A 13,101-nucleotide genomic window follows, 5' to 3' on the forward strand; every position below is an offset into this window, starting at 1 on the left:
TGACTTGCGTCAAGCGCCGGGCTCACCGTTCCGTTTAGATGTTCGCAGCGATGTCCCTCTGCGGCCTACAGGAAGATATGGGTTTGCAGGCGAATTTGGCTCAGGCTGTTGTTATCGCCAAAGTCCGTAATGGCCCCTTCGCGAATATCGTTCTCAATACGGTGGTATTCCAGCGTGATCTTGGCGTGATGCCCGTTTAGGAAGTAGTTCACGCCGATATCGGTGGAACGCACGGTTTCGTCCCAGCCATCGTAATCGGCATTTTGCAGCGCGATGTAGGGCATGAATTTGGAGCCGGGGAACTTGTAGCCCAGGTGGCCGTAGAAGGTGGTCCCCGTACCAGCCCAGCGGCTGACAAAGTCGTCGCCATAGTCGAACTGAATCACCGACGCGTAAGCATTTAGGCAATCATCCCCGCGCAGTGGCCGGTCCATGAAAAAGTCCAGCGCGTAGTGGCTGACATTCTCGTGGTCTTGAGCCACATTGTTGTACATACCATCAGGATGCAGGAAGAACCCGGCCCCGACGCCCATCACGTTCTTTTTGCCCAGGTAGGTGCCCACTTGGTAGGGCAGCTTGGTGGACTCTTTATCGGCGAATTGATAGCGGAAATAGCCCTCGTAGATCATCCGACCCACGGTATCGCCGGACTCATCAGGCTGATCGAAGCCGTTATACGTTCGGGTGGTGTTCACACTACCGTCCTGCAGAAAACCGCTTTGGATGCCGTTTCTGGCCGGGTTATTCACCGCCACACGGTAGTCGAAGTTGCCAATTTGGCCTTTGGCATACACGCCCATGGCGCGCGCGAACTGGTCGGTCACCGCCAGGTTATGCCAGTGCACAAAAGGCCGCGGGTTATCCATGGTCATAAAGTTCAGCGTGCTGGCGTTGGACAAGCGAGTGAGTCCCTTCCAGTAGTGCAGACCGGTACCGATGTACAAGGAGTTGTCGTCCGACACCTTGAACTCGCCCCAGGCATCGTGCAGGAATAACTGCGAGGAATCTCCGTTGTTGCCCAGGCTGGTCATGTTGCCCGGCGTGAGGTTGTTCAAACCGAAGTGGGTCAAGATCAAGAAACGCGAGGAAATCTGCGCATAAGCCAGCACCCTTGACCGCCGCGCAAAGGATTCCAGCTGGAAATTGGAGTCGTCATCGAGGTTGTTGGTTTGAGCCCACTGCTGATGCCAGAGGATGAACCGCACATACTTTTTCCCGTCTTCAGACAGGTTGAGTTTTAAAGGTTTATAAGCGTGGTCCTCGCTGTCTTCCGACATCGCGTGAACCCAAGGGGACGCCGATAAAAGCAGGCCGGCAACGCCGCCCACAACGGCAGAACGAATACGCATGTTGTTGTCTCCCAAAGCGGACTGTTCTTCGGGGTGCATTGGCCACCCCGATGTTGACTGCAGTGCCTCAAAAAGGCATCTGAGCGTGGGCTACAAAGTAGACACCCACCCCGCTTCGGTCTATGCGCATTTGGTCGCAAGACTCTGGTCGAATACGCCTTCAAGGCACATTCAGTAGCCCAACGAATCACACCTTAGGCGGCGGCTGGGGCCTTGTATGGCAGCCGGCCTGGCCGTCCTCGGCCAGCAAGCGGCGTCACCCCCAGGAGGCGCCACTACAAAAAAGCCGCAGACCCAGCATAGGTCTGCGGCTTCATGGTCTTGGCGACTGTGACTAGCGAGGGCGTAGCCCCGCAATCACGCGCTGAGGCTTAAGCCTCAGGCGTGTAGGTCAGATCCAACTGCCGGGCGGCACGCACATCATCCAGGCGGCGGACCGGCTGGGTGTAAGGGGCGCCCTTCACCTTCTCGATGTCGGCCTGAGCCTCTTCGTAGATGGTTTCCATGGCCTCCACAAAAGCATCCAGAGCATCACGCTCTTCGGTTTCGGTGGGCTCAATCAGCAAGCACTCGGGCACCAAGAGCGGGAAGTACACCGTGGGCGCGTGGAAGCCGAAGTCCAGCAGGCGCTTGGCCACGTCGGTCGCGGTGAGCGTGAGCTCTTGCTTCTGGCGCTTGAGGGTGACGATGAACTCGTGGGTAGCCCGTCGCGTGGGGAAGGCCAGATCGAAGCCTTTCTCACGCAGGCGATGCATGAGGTAGTTGGCGTTGAGGGTGGCGAATTCACCCACCTGACGCATACCGTCTGCACCCAGCATACGGGCATAGACATAGGCCCGGATCAGCACGCCGGCGTTGCCCTGGAAGGCCGACAGACGGCCGATGGACTGCGGACGCTCGTCCTGATCGGCAAAGCGGTATTGCTCACCGTCTTGCACCACCAGCGGGGTAGGCAGGAAGGGCTCCAGACGGGCTGACACACCCACAGCGCCGGCACCTGGGCCACCACCGCCATGCGGCGTGGAGAAGGTCTTGTGCAGGTTCATGTGGATGACGTCAAAGCCCATGTCGCCGGGGCGGACCTGACCCAGGATGGCGTTGAGGTTGGCGCCATCGTAGTAGAGCAAGCCACCGGCTTCGTGCACCTTGGCGGCAATTTCTTCAATACGGCGCTCGAACACTCCCAGCGTGGAGGGGTTGGTGAGCATGATGCCGGCGGTCTGCGGGCCCAGAGCGGCTTCCAAGGCCTCGAAATCCACATCGCCTTCGGCGTTAGTGGGAATTTCGCGCACTTTCATACCGCACTGAATGGCGGTGGCCGGGTTGGTACCGTGAGCCGCATCGGGCACGATGATTTCGTTGCGCGCATGGTCGCCGCGGGCATCGTGATAGGCACGGATCATGGCCACACCGGCCAACTCGCCCTGGGCGCCGGCCATGGGGGTGAGCGAGACGGCTTTCATCCCGGTCACCGACTTGAGCATTTCCTGCAGCTCAAACATGCAGGTCAGAAAGCCTTGGCTGTGCTCGGGCGGCGCCAGGGGATGACGGTGCAGAAACTCAGGCAGCATGGCCAGGCTGTTACAGGCCCGCGGGTTGTACTTCATCGTGCACGAACCCAGGGGGTAGAAGTGCGTATCGATGGAGAAGTTGAGCTGCGACAGACGGGTGTAATGACGCACGGCCTGCAGCTCGGAGACTTCCGGCAGCAGGGGCTTGTCGGTGCGGCGCAATTCAGCAGGCAGGTCGGCTGGCAGCTCTTGGGCTTTGGGGGCCTGAGCGGTGGCGTAACGACCGGGGCTGGTGTGTTCGAAAATCAGGGGTTCAGTCATGGTTCGACTCCAGTGTGCTCGCGCGCTCAGGCGGCCAGAATGTCGCGCAGGGCATCGGCGTAGGCAGCGATGTCGGCGTCGGTTTTGGTTTCGGTGGCGCAGACCACCAGGGCGTTTTCCAGACCCGGCCAATGCGGGGCCAGATCAAAACCGCCGATGATGTTGCGCGCGCTCAATGCCGCGAGCACCTCTTTGGCCGGGCGCGGCAGGCGCAGCGTGGCCTCGTGGCCATAGCTACCGTTGAAGACCACTTCCACGCCGGGGATTGCGGTGAGCGCCGCCACCAGCTTGCGGGTGTTGTGCAGGCTGGCCGTAGCCACATTGGCCAGGCCCTGCGGCCCCAGCAGGCTCATGTAGATGGTGCTGGCTGTCACCACCAGACCCTGGTTGGTGCAGATATTCGAGGTGGCCTTGGCGCGGCGAATATGCTGCTCGCGCGCTTGCAAGGTGAGCGCGAAACCGGGGGTGCCGTCGAGGTCGACGGTACGCCCCACGATGCGCCCGGGAATCTGCCGCACATAGGCTTGCTTGGCGCAGAGGAAGCCGTAATAAGGCCCGCCCGAAGACAGCGGCGCACCCAGCGGTTGGCCATCACCACAGGCGATGTCGGCACCGTCTTTGCCCCACTGGCCCGGCGGCTTGATGACGCTGGCCAGGGTGGGGTTGACCACGGCAATGGACAAGGCACCATTCGCAGCGGCCCAGTCGGTGAGGGCGTCCACAGGCTCGAACTGGCCAAAGACGTTGGGCTGCGGAACCACCACGGCGGTCACGTCGGTGCCCGCATGGGCCTCCAGGCCGCTCAGGTCGGTGGTGCCGGTGGCCGCATCCATGGGCAGGGTCACGAACTCGAAACCCTGCATGGCGCAGATGGCATGCACGCAGTCACGGTAGTACGGATGCAGGGTTTCCGGCATCAGCACTTTGAGCGACTTGGACTTGCGGTTAGCCCGACCGGCCATCAGCACGGCCTCAGCCAAACCCGAGGCGCCGTCGTACAAGGAGGCATTCGAGACCTCCATGCCCATCAGGCTGGCCATCATGGTTTGATATTCGTAGATCAGCTGCAGGGAACCCTGGCTGGCCTCGCCCTGGTAGGGCGTATAGGCGCTGTAGAACTCGCCACGGGTGGTGATCTGCCACACGGCGGCGGGTACGTGATGCTCGTAGGCGCCCGCACCGACAAAGTTCAGCGGCATGCCATCCTGGCTGGCGCGCTCATTCATCAGACGGGTGATTTCCATTTCCGAGAGCTGCGGAGGAATACCAACCAGCTCGCGCACCCGCAGGTGCGGCGGAATTTCGTCAAACAGGGCATCCGTAGAATCCACCCCACAGACCTTGAGCATGGCCTGGGTGTCTTCCGGGGTATGGGGGATAAAGGGCATGACTACGACTCCAAGGGAGAAGGCTCCCGGCAGAGCGAACAGAAAATCCCGGCCAAAGCCGGGCCAAAATTAAGTAGCTGCGCCGCTAGAACAATGCGGGGGAGGCCGCGCAGCCACTGTGACCGCTTTCTTTAGCCGTTCTCGGCGACGAATTTGGCGTAGGCGTCGGCATCCAGCAGTTCGGCACCCTCAAGGGTTCCTTTGAGCTTGAACAACCAGCCTTTTTGGTAGGGGTCTTCGTTGATGGCTTCCGGAGCGTCGGCCAGCTCTTCATTGACCGCAACCACTTCGCCGGCCACCGGCGCATACACATCGGAGGCGGCTTTGACCGACTCCACTACGGCGCAGGCGTCGCCAGCAGCGAGGTCGGCGCCCACATCCGGCACTTCCACGAAGACTAGGTCACCCAGGGCATCCTGGGCGTGATCGCTAATCCCCACGGTCAGGGTGCCATCGTCTTCCGCGCGCACCCATTCATGCGACTGGGTGTACTTCAGTTCGGCGGGAATATTCGACATCGACAGTTTCCTCTTAACAGACTTTTAGAGTTCGATTTGCGCCTGACCATGGCGCACGAAGGGGTATTTGACCACACGAGCCGGCACCCGCTTGTTGCGAATTTCAACCTCGACCGTGCCGCTGGTGCCGGCGGGCACACGGGCCAGAGCAATGGAGCGCTGCAGGGTTGGGGAGAAGCCTCCGCTGGTGATTTCACCCACGCCTGCCTCGGCATGCACGGCTTGATGAGCCCGCAACACGCCACGGCCTTCTAGCAATAAGCCCACCATGCGGGGGCGACTGTCTTCGGCGCGGACCGTCGTCAGGGCTTCGCGGCCGACGAAATCACGCTCGACAGGCTCCCAGGCGATGGTCCAGCCCAGGCCGGCAATCAGCGGGTTGACCGAGTCGTCCATATCCTGACCATACAGAGCCATACCGGCTTCCAGACGCAGGGTATCGCGGCAACCCAGGCCACAGGGCTGCACGCCTGCTTGGATCAGCGCTTCCCACACCGCCGGCAGCTCCGCCAAGGGCAAGACCATTTCAAAGCCATCTTCACCGGTGTAGCCGGTGCGCCCTAACAAGCGCTCGTCGGCCGCCACACAGCGAAAAGGCTTGAGTGCTTGGGCCGCCGCAGTGAGCTGCGCCGGCAGGCCTGCGCTGGCCAAAACATCGGCGGCTTGAGGCCCTTGCAGAGCCAGCACGCCCAGGTCACGCCGCTGGCGGACCTCTGCGGTGAATGCACTCACCTGTGACTGCATCCAGGCCAGATCTTTTTCGGCCGTGCCAGCATTAACCACAATGCGGTAGTTCTGCTCGCCCAGGCGATAAACGATGAGATCGTCCACCACACCGGCTTCGGGGTTGAGCATGCAGGAGTACATGGCCCGGCCGGCGTCAATTTTGGCCACATCATTGGCCAGCAAATGCCGCAGAAAATCGGTGGCCTGGGCTCCGGTCACATCCACGGCGCACATGTGGGACACATCGAACAAGCCGCAGTTCTGCCGCACGGCATGGTGCTCGTCGACTTGGCTGCCGTAATGCAGGGGCATATCCCAGCCGGCAAAGTCCACCATTCGGCCGCCCAGGGCCACATGTTGAGAATGTAAGCAGGTTTGTTGAGTCACGGCGAACCACCATCAAAAATGAGAACGCCGTCCCTCTGTCCCGGTGCCTGAGAGCGTTAAACCCCTTCGGCGAGCTGACTGCCAGCCTAAAGGCGGCGCAGCTACTCTCCAGAGTCAGCCGTTCACGAAGCCGTGAACCAACGTGGGCCGGTACGGGTGCCTGAGCGATTCCGGACGGTTTGCGCCTTCGGCGGTGGGGAGGAGACCACACTCTCCCGGGCCACGTGGAAAGCCCAAAAGCTTTCTACTGAGCGCGCATGATAGCGCCGGCAGGCCGGGCTGTCGATTCTGCCGGCATGGATCCGGCCAAAGCCTGGCGTGCAAACCATTGACGCAGCGCGTTTTGTCGGCTGACCACCCCAAAGCCCAAGCCCACACCGCGCCAGGCCAGGGTGTGTTTGGAACCCAGTCCCGCCAGCAGATCAATGAAGTGCCGGTAGGGAGCCACCTGCGCTTTGCGCTGACGGCTCCAACGCCGCAGCAAGGCGGGGTCGGCCAAAGACCGCCCTTGCTCGCGCCCCTGCTGAAGCAGTGGAACCAGACTGAGCACATCGGCCAAGCCCAAATTCAGCCCCAGGCCCGCCAAGGGGTGCACGGTATGCGCCGCATCGCCGAGCAAAGCCAGCCCCTCGGCACACAAGGACTCGGCATGCAGGGAGCGCAGCGGGAAATGGGCGCGCTTGCCGAGTAGCTCCCACTCCCCCCAGTCGATATTCAAAGCCTGCCCCAGACCCTGCGCGAATTCGGCCGGGCTGGCTTGCAACCAACGCTGCGCGACCGCGGCGGGCAACGACCACACCACGCTCAAGCTGCCGTCGACCAGCGGCAGTACGCCGAGCACGCCCTGCGCCGACATGGTTTGACGCGCCACGGCCTGAGCCGCATGGCTCGCACGCAGGCGGGCAACGATGGCGGTTTGGCGGTAGTCATGGCGCTGCGTGGGAATGTGCGCCTGGGTGCGCAGCGCGGACGAGGCCCCGTCGCAAGCCAGCACCAAGGGCGCCTGAATGTGCACGCCAGAGGCCAGTTCTACGCCTTGGGGGCTGCGCCGAACAACATGGTCGTTTTCCCAGCGCACCCGTTGGCGCTGCAGCATGCCCTCAAAAGCACGCTGCAAAGCCGACACCTCCACAATTCTGGCCAGGGCCGGAGCCTGCACATCGGCGGCGCTAAATTCGACGGCGCCCACTCCCGGCACCTCCACCTGCATGGCCCTCACTGGCGCGCCGCGCTCTTGCCAGGGCTGAGTTGGCACATCGCAGGCGCGTAGAGCTTGCTCAATCTGCGGAGCTAGGGCGATCACCCTGGCCTCGGGCTCGGCCGGCAGGGACTCGGGCAAGGGCTGCCCCGGCGCCACCAGAACCACACGCCAGCCACTTTGGGCCAACAGCGCAGCCGCCAGGCTGCCAACGCAGCCCGAACCGGCAACAACAATATCGGTTTGCATCACACCTGAGCCTCCGCCACACCGGCAGAGTCATGCACCATGCGCGCCTGGGCGGGCTCCAGCAAACCCATGGCTGCCAGGCCCAGTGCCCGCAGCTGACTCAACACCGGCAAGCGCTGCGTGAAGACCTTGACCAGGCCATCGGTCATGCGCTCCACCCGATCATGGTCCGCTCGGCGGCTTTGCTCCCAGCGGCGGAGCAGCTCCGGCGCGCCAGGGTCAGACGCGCCCTGAAGAGCAAGCCTCAAGGCCTCTACATCGCGCAGGGCCAAATTAAAGCCCTGCGCCGCCAAGGGATGAAAGGCGGTGGCGGCATTACCCAGCAACACGGCGCGGGGGGCGCTCAGCGCCTGTGCCCGCAGCCGACGCAATGGCCATTGCAGCCTGGGCGCTGCAGAGCGTAGACGGCCCAGGCGCCAACCAAAAGCCTGCTGGAAGGCCTGGGCATAAGCCTCGTCATCCAAATTCATCAGTACGGCAGCCTGCGCGGTGGACACCATCCAAATACTGCCTACCCGCTGACCGCCTCGGGGTAATACGGCCAGAGGGCCATCTGCGGCAAAGCGCTCATAGGCGCAGCCTTGGGGGTCACGTTGCGCATCGAATTGGCTCACCAAAGCCACCTGGCCGTAGTCCTCCAGCTGCACCTCGATGCCCAAGTCCGCCCGCACCGAGGATTTCACCCCATCGGCGCCGACGAGCAGGCGGGCATGGACGCACTCCCCGCTGGCCAGGGTGACCGCACGCTGCTCCGCGCAGTGCATCTCGGTGGAGACGACTTTTTGCTCGCGCAGTACCTCAATGCCTTGCGCTGCCAGAGCTTTGTGCAAGGCATCATGCAGCTGCTGAGCGGGCACGGTGGCGCCCATGCTCTCTAGGCCATGGTCGGCAGCCTGGATATGACAATGCCCGAAGCGACCTCGCTCGGAAATGTGCAGGGCGCGAATGGGTTCGGCCTGGGTGATGTGTTGCCACACACCCAATTGCTGCAGCAGCCTCTGGGTGCCGCTGGTGAGGCCCAAAGAGCGGTCGTCGCCCTGCACCGGGGCCGGCGCGGCATCGAGCAAGCGGCATTGCAGACCCTGCTGTTTCAAGGCCAAGACCAAGCTAGCCCCGACCGGGCCTGCCCCGCTAATCAGAACATCAACGCCCGCGGTCATACAGCTGCTAGCGCTCTTCTCGCATCAAATCCTCGATGCCGGCGACCGTTTTAGGCACATCGGCCGTCAACACCTCCGGCCCCTCGGCGGTCACCGCCACATCGTCTTCAATGCGAATACCGATGCCCTTGAGAGCGTCTGGAGCGGCCGGGTTGTCTGGTGCAAAGTACAGCCCTGGCTCCACGGTCAACACCTGGTTGGCAGCCAGTTTTTGCCAGCTATCGCCGTTGCGGTAGGCGCCAACATCATGCACATCTAAACCGATCCAGTGCCCGGTTTTGTGCATAAAGAAGGCCGTTTGCGCGTTGTCTTCAATCAGCGCATCCACATCGCCTTGGAGTGCCCCCAAATCGACCAAGCCTTGGGTGAGCACGCGGGTGGCTGCGGTATGCGGGTCGGTCCAAATGCCGCCGACTTTCACCGCCTCGATCGCTGCCAGCTGAGCGGCCAGAACCACTTCGTAAACATCTTTTTGAACGGCGCTGTAACGCCCGTTCACGGGGAAGGTGCGGGTGATGTCGGCAGCGTAGCCTTGATATTCGGCGCCGGCATCAATCAAACACAAACTGCCATCTTCCAGCGCTGCGGAGTTATCGATGTAATGCAGCACGCAGGCATTGGCTCCGCCGCCTACGATCATGCCGTAGGCGCTTTCCATGCCGTGCATAGCGAACTCATGGGTGATGTGCGCCTGCAGTTGGTACTCGGTGACACCTGGCGCAGACGCCCGCATCGCCCGGCAGTGGGCCTGCGCTGACACCTTGGACGCATGGCGCATCATGTCCAGCTCGGCGGGGGATTTATACAGCCGCATGGCGGCGAGCAAGCCCGCCAACCCGGTGACGTTTTCGGGGGCATGCACGCCATTGCGCGCTTGAGCCCGCACGCCAGCCAGGGCATTCAGCACGATTTTGTCGTGCTGAGGCTGCGCGCCCAGACTGTGCACGATCTGTTGCCGGTTCGCGAAGAGATTGGGTAGCTCAGCAGCCAAATCCTCCAGGCTGAAGGCTTGGTCAGCACCGTAGTCGCGACAAGCACCTTCTACGCCAGCTCTGTAGCCATCCCAAATTTCGCGCTCGCGGTCTTTGGGACGCACAAAAAGCACAAACTCGCCATCGGCCCGCCCCGGAGCCAACACCATAACGGCATCGGGCTCAGGAAAGCCGGTGAGATAGTGGAAATCGGAATCTTGGCGAAAAGGAAACTGCGTATCCCGGGACCGCGTCACTTCGGCCGCAGCAAAACAGATGGCAACCGAGTCGGCACCGATGCTGCGCGCCAGGTCGGCGCGGCGCTGGGCGAACTCAGTGGATGGGATTTGGGGGTTTGGCATTGGACATCCGAAATTCGACATAAAGGGTCATGACAGCCACGCGCAGGAACTCCACCAGCTCTGTCAAAGCTTGTTCGGCATCAGCGCCGGAGGCTTGGGGGTCATCTGGGTCTAAGCGGCTGACTTCCAGCAAGTGCTGCAAACACTCCTGGGCATCTTCGCTGAGCTGCTTGGGGTCGAAGTGCCCGTTCAGGCTCAGGCCAAAGGCAAAGCATTCTGCCCACTCTGCCAAAGCCTCCAAACGCCGCCATAGCATCTGTTCGTCACCAGGCATCAGGGGGGTGAACTCCAGACCCTCTGACTCGAGTTGTTGACGGGTTTGCTGCGCGAATTCACGTAGCGTAGACCAAGACTGTGCGTCATCTGCAGAGGCCTCAAGCCCCAGGTCTGGGGGCAGCTTGTCACTGCGACAAGCGATGGCAGCCAGTTGGCCATGCAACCCGGCCGGGGACACATCGCATTCGAGCAGGCTCAAAGCGGCTTGTAGTTCATTCCAGTCTAGGCTTGTCATCGTGATACTTTAGCGCGATTACCGCCTGTTTCGCCGTATGGCAACGCGCATGACCGACCCTTGCTTCGACATTTTGGCTCCCCTGGTCGCAGCCGACTCGGTGTCTTCCACCGACCCGCAGTTTGACCATTCCAACCGCCGGGTTTGTGAGTTGCTGGCTGACTGGCTGCAGTCCGCCGGCTTTACTTGCGAGATGCGCCCGGTTGCTGGCGGCAAGGTGAACCTGATTGCGCGTCGGGGCAAAGGCTCCGGGGGCTTGGTTTTGGCCGGTCATGCCGACACGGTGCCCTGTGACCCAGACCAATGGCAGGGCGACCCCTGGCGCTTGCGAGACCTTGATGACCGCTGGACCGGGCTGGGCAGCACCGACATGAAGGGCTTCTTAGCGCTTTGTGTAGATATGGCCAGACGCCTGCAAGATCAGCCCTTGAACAAACCGCTGACCATCGTGGCTACAGCCGATGAAGAGTCCGGCATGGCCGGTGCCAAGGCGCTGGTCTCCGATGCCGTGGGCTTGGGCGACTTCGCTGTCATTGGCGAGCCAACGGGGTTGCGCCCCGTGCACATGCACAAAGGCATTTTCTTTAGCGCCGTCACTATTCTTGGACGGGCCGGCCACTCGAGTGATCCAGACGCTGGACTCAACGCCATAGACGGAGCTCACGCGGCACTGGGCGAATTGATTGCGTTTCGCGAGGAACTGCGAGCGCGCAGTAACAACCCCGCGTTCTCAGTCCCTTATTGCACACTCAATCCAGGCTGTATCCACGGTGGTGACAGCCCCAACCGCATTCCCTCGCGCGTGCGCCTGGAGTGGGATTTGCGCTATCTGCCCGGTATGGATGGCAGCCTGCTGCGCACCGAATTGGAAGCGCGCATGAAGACAGCGCTGCAAAAAGGTGGCTGGCCACATGAGTTTGAGTGCGCCATCGACAGCGCTCCTTTTGCCACAGACACCGACAGTCCCATCATTCAGGTGTGTGCCGAGTTGGCCGAACAGGCGCCACAGGCGGTGAACTTTGCCACGGAGGCCGGCTACTTCAACCAACTGCGCGCGCAATCCGTGGTCCTCGGCCCCGGCCATATCGAACAAGCACACCAACCAGAGGAGTTTTTGCCAGTCGCTCACTTGCAGCGCACACGTCAGATACTCGATGGCTTGGTGCATCGGTTTTGTCAGTCATGAGCCACGACTTCGCGCAGCACCTTCGGCAGGCGGCTCCTTATATCCACAGCCACAATGGACATACCTGCGTGGCCTACTGGCCGGGTGAGGCCGTGCAGCGAGACGACTTCGCTGCACATCTCTTCGACTTAGCTCTAGCCCATGGTCTTGGCCTCAACCTGGTTCTGGTCATAGGCGCGCGGCCGCAAATTCAGCAACGGCTGGAGCAGGCGAATATTGCGCAGCGCATGCACCAAGGCCTACGGGTTACCGACGCGGCCACACTCCACTGCGTCAAAGAAGCTGTAGGCGCTTTACGCGGCGACATTGAAGCGCTGCTCTCCACCGCTCTGGCCCAAACCCCCTTGGGTGGACGGCGGATTGAGGTGGTGAGTGGGAACTTGGTAACCGCCAAACCCGGTGGCGTGCGCGACGGGGTCGATATGCAATTCACGGGCGAGATTCGACGCTTGGCTGTGGACGCCATCCAAACCCATTTGGAGCGTCGCCGAATCGTGCTGCTCCCTTGCTTGGGCACCTCCAGCACCGGGGAAAGCTTTAATTTGCGCAGCGAAGACCTTGCAGTGGCGGCCGCTGCACAGCTCCGCGCCGATCAACTGTTGGTGATGTCGCCGCGCCCAGTTCCAGCGGGCGAGTGTGCGCCGCAGGACCTTCACAATCGCAGCGATATTCCTAGCGATGAGGCGACAATTGCGGCGGCGGCTGTCGCTGCAGGCGTGCCCCGTATTCAGCTACTCCCGCTCGATCAACCCGGTGTCATCCTCAATGAGCTCTACACCCAGGCCGGCCAAGGTTTGTTAGTGAGCGCTGCGGCAAGCGACCACATTCGCCAGGCTGGCATTGAAGATCTTGCGGGATTGCTCAATTTGATTGCGCCTTTGGAAGCCGAAGGCACCTTGGTGGAACGGTCCAGAGAGCAGCTTGAACTGGATATGGAGCACTTTGCCGTCATCGAGCACGATGGCCAAATTATCGGCTGCCGTGCGCTACTGCCCATGGATGATGGCCTCAGCGCTGAGCTAGCCTGCGTCGCCGTCCACTCCGACTGGCGCTCTGCGGGCCGTGCTGCGGCCTTGCTACAACACGCCGAGCAATCAGCGCGGGCGCGCGGAATTCAGAAGCTCTATGTCCTCACTACGCGCGCGATTCACTGGTTTGTAGAACAGGGTTTTAGCCTTTGTGAGCCATCCTCCTTACCCGTCTCCAGGCAATCTTTGTACAACTGGCAACGGGCCTCCAAGGTCTTGGTCAAAACTCTATAAGG

General features: G+C 61.7%; 11 protein-coding genes and 2 riboswitches. Of the genes, 2 read left to right on the plus strand and 9 right to left on the minus strand.

Translation table 11 applies throughout. The annotated features are described in order from the left end of the window. Nucleotides 1–65 precede the first annotated feature (65 nt). The 9 genes from KI787_04330 to KI787_04370 form a co-directional block, all read right to left on the minus strand. Nucleotides 66–1,349 carry a hypothetical protein gene (locus KI787_04330; protein ID MBV6629163.1) on the minus strand — a complete coding sequence of 428 codons (1,284 nt, stop codon included), beginning with the start codon at nt 1,347–1,349 and terminating at the stop codon, nt 66–68. A gap of 371 nt (nt 1,350–1,720) precedes the next feature. Next, nucleotides 1,721–3,181 carry an aminomethyl-transferring glycine dehydrogenase subunit GcvPB gene (gene gcvPB, locus KI787_04335; GenBank protein MBV6629164.1) on the minus strand — a complete coding sequence of 487 codons (1,461 nt, stop codon included), beginning with the start codon at nt 3,179–3,181 and terminating at the stop codon, nt 1,721–1,723. A gap of 26 nt (nt 3,182–3,207) precedes the next feature. Beyond that, entirely contained in the window at nt 3,208–4,569 is a 1,362-nt protein-coding gene (gene gcvPA, locus KI787_04340; protein ID MBV6629165.1) for an aminomethyl-transferring glycine dehydrogenase subunit GcvPA, read from the minus strand. Nucleotides 4,570–4,700: 131 nt separating this feature from the next. After that, a complete protein-coding gene (gcvH, locus tag KI787_04345; GenBank protein MBV6629166.1) occupies nt 4,701–5,087 on the minus strand; it encodes a glycine cleavage system protein GcvH in 387 nt (128 codons plus the stop codon). Between the two features lie 24 nt (nt 5,088–5,111). Further along, a complete protein-coding gene (gcvT, locus tag KI787_04350; protein MBV6629167.1) occupies nt 5,112–6,200 on the minus strand; it encodes a glycine cleavage system aminomethyltransferase GcvT in 1,089 nt (362 codons plus the stop codon). A 25-nt stretch (nt 6,201–6,225) separates the two neighbouring features. Further along, nucleotides 6,226–6,322: riboswitch (glycine riboswitch) on the minus strand. A gap of 16 nt (nt 6,323–6,338) precedes the next feature. Beyond that, nucleotides 6,339–6,428: riboswitch (glycine riboswitch) on the minus strand. Nucleotides 6,429–6,444: 16 nt separating this feature from the next. Next, nucleotides 6,445–7,647: an FAD-dependent monooxygenase gene (locus KI787_04355; protein MBV6629168.1), complete on the minus strand. Its 1,203-nt coding sequence runs from the start codon at nt 7,645–7,647 to the stop codon at nt 6,445–6,447. Continuing rightward, a complete protein-coding gene (locus KI787_04360; protein MBV6629169.1) occupies nt 7,647–8,807 on the minus strand; it encodes an FAD-dependent monooxygenase in 1,161 nt (386 codons plus the stop codon). The genes KI787_04355 and KI787_04360 overlap by 1 nt, the downstream gene beginning before the upstream one ends. A 7-nt stretch (nt 8,808–8,814) precedes the next feature. Then, nucleotides 8,815–10,140 (minus strand): aminopeptidase P N-terminal domain-containing protein, encoded by a 1,326-nt coding sequence (locus KI787_04365; GenBank protein ID MBV6629170.1) that lies wholly within the window; start codon nt 10,138–10,140, stop codon nt 8,815–8,817. Beyond that, complete coding sequence (locus KI787_04370; protein ID MBV6629171.1) at nt 10,112–10,651, minus strand: UPF0149 family protein; 540 nt, start codon at nt 10,649–10,651, stop codon at nt 10,112–10,114. Before KI787_04370 ends, KI787_04365 begins: the two co-directional genes overlap by 29 nt. A gap of 49 nt (nt 10,652–10,700) precedes the next feature. On the opposite strand from KI787_04370, the gene argE reads away from it, so the two are divergent. Both argE and argA read left to right on the plus strand, forming a co-directional pair. Continuing rightward, nucleotides 10,701–11,837: an acetylornithine deacetylase gene (argE, locus tag KI787_04375; GenBank protein MBV6629172.1), complete on the plus strand. Its 1,137-nt coding sequence runs from the start codon at nt 10,701–10,703 to the stop codon at nt 11,835–11,837. Further along, the gene (gene argA, locus KI787_04380) at nt 11,834–13,099 is read left to right on the plus strand and encodes an amino-acid N-acetyltransferase (GenBank protein ID MBV6629173.1); all 1,266 of its coding nucleotides are present in this window, start codon (nt 11,834–11,836) and stop codon (nt 13,097–13,099) included. Before argE ends, argA begins: the two co-directional genes overlap by 4 nt. Nucleotides 13,100–13,101 lie beyond the last annotated feature (2 nt).

Origin of the sequence: Oceanococcus sp. HetDA_MAG_MS8, assembly GCA_019192445.1 — a bacterium.
Taxonomy (GTDB): domain Bacteria; phylum Pseudomonadota; class Gammaproteobacteria; order Nevskiales; family Oceanococcaceae; genus MS8.

Excerpts from the sequence above, each read along its gene's own strand:
- argE (MBV6629172.1), top strand. The coding sequence starts at position 10,701 with ATGACCGACCCTTGCTTCGACATTTTGGCTCCCCTGGTCGCAGCCGAC.
- gcvPB (MBV6629164.1), bottom strand. The coding sequence starts at position 3,181 with ATGACTGAACCCCTGATTTTCGAACACACCAGCCCCGGTCGTTACGCC.
- KI787_04330 (MBV6629163.1), bottom strand. The coding sequence starts at position 1,349 with ATGCGTATTCGTTCTGCCGTTGTGGGCGGCGTTGCCGGCCTGCTTTTA.
- KI787_04365 (MBV6629170.1), bottom strand. The coding sequence starts at position 10,140 with ATGCCAAACCCCCAAATCCCATCCACTGAGTTCGCCCAGCGCCGCGCC.
- KI787_04355 (MBV6629168.1), bottom strand. The coding sequence starts at position 7,647 with ATGCAAACCGATATTGTTGTTGCCGGTTCGGGCTGCGTTGGCAGCCTG.
- argA (MBV6629173.1), top strand. The coding sequence starts at position 11,834 with ATGAGCCACGACTTCGCGCAGCACCTTCGGCAGGCGGCTCCTTATATC.
- gcvPA (MBV6629165.1), bottom strand. The coding sequence starts at position 4,569 with ATGCCCTTTATCCCCCATACCCCGGAAGACACCCAGGCCATGCTCAAG.
- gcvH (MBV6629166.1), bottom strand. The coding sequence starts at position 5,087 with ATGTCGAATATTCCCGCCGAACTGAAGTACACCCAGTCGCATGAATGG.
- KI787_04370 (MBV6629171.1), bottom strand. The coding sequence starts at position 10,651 with ATGACAAGCCTAGACTGGAATGAACTACAAGCCGCTTTGAGCCTGCTC.
- KI787_04360 (MBV6629169.1), bottom strand. The coding sequence starts at position 8,807 with ATGACCGCGGGCGTTGATGTTCTGATTAGCGGGGCAGGCCCGGTCGGG.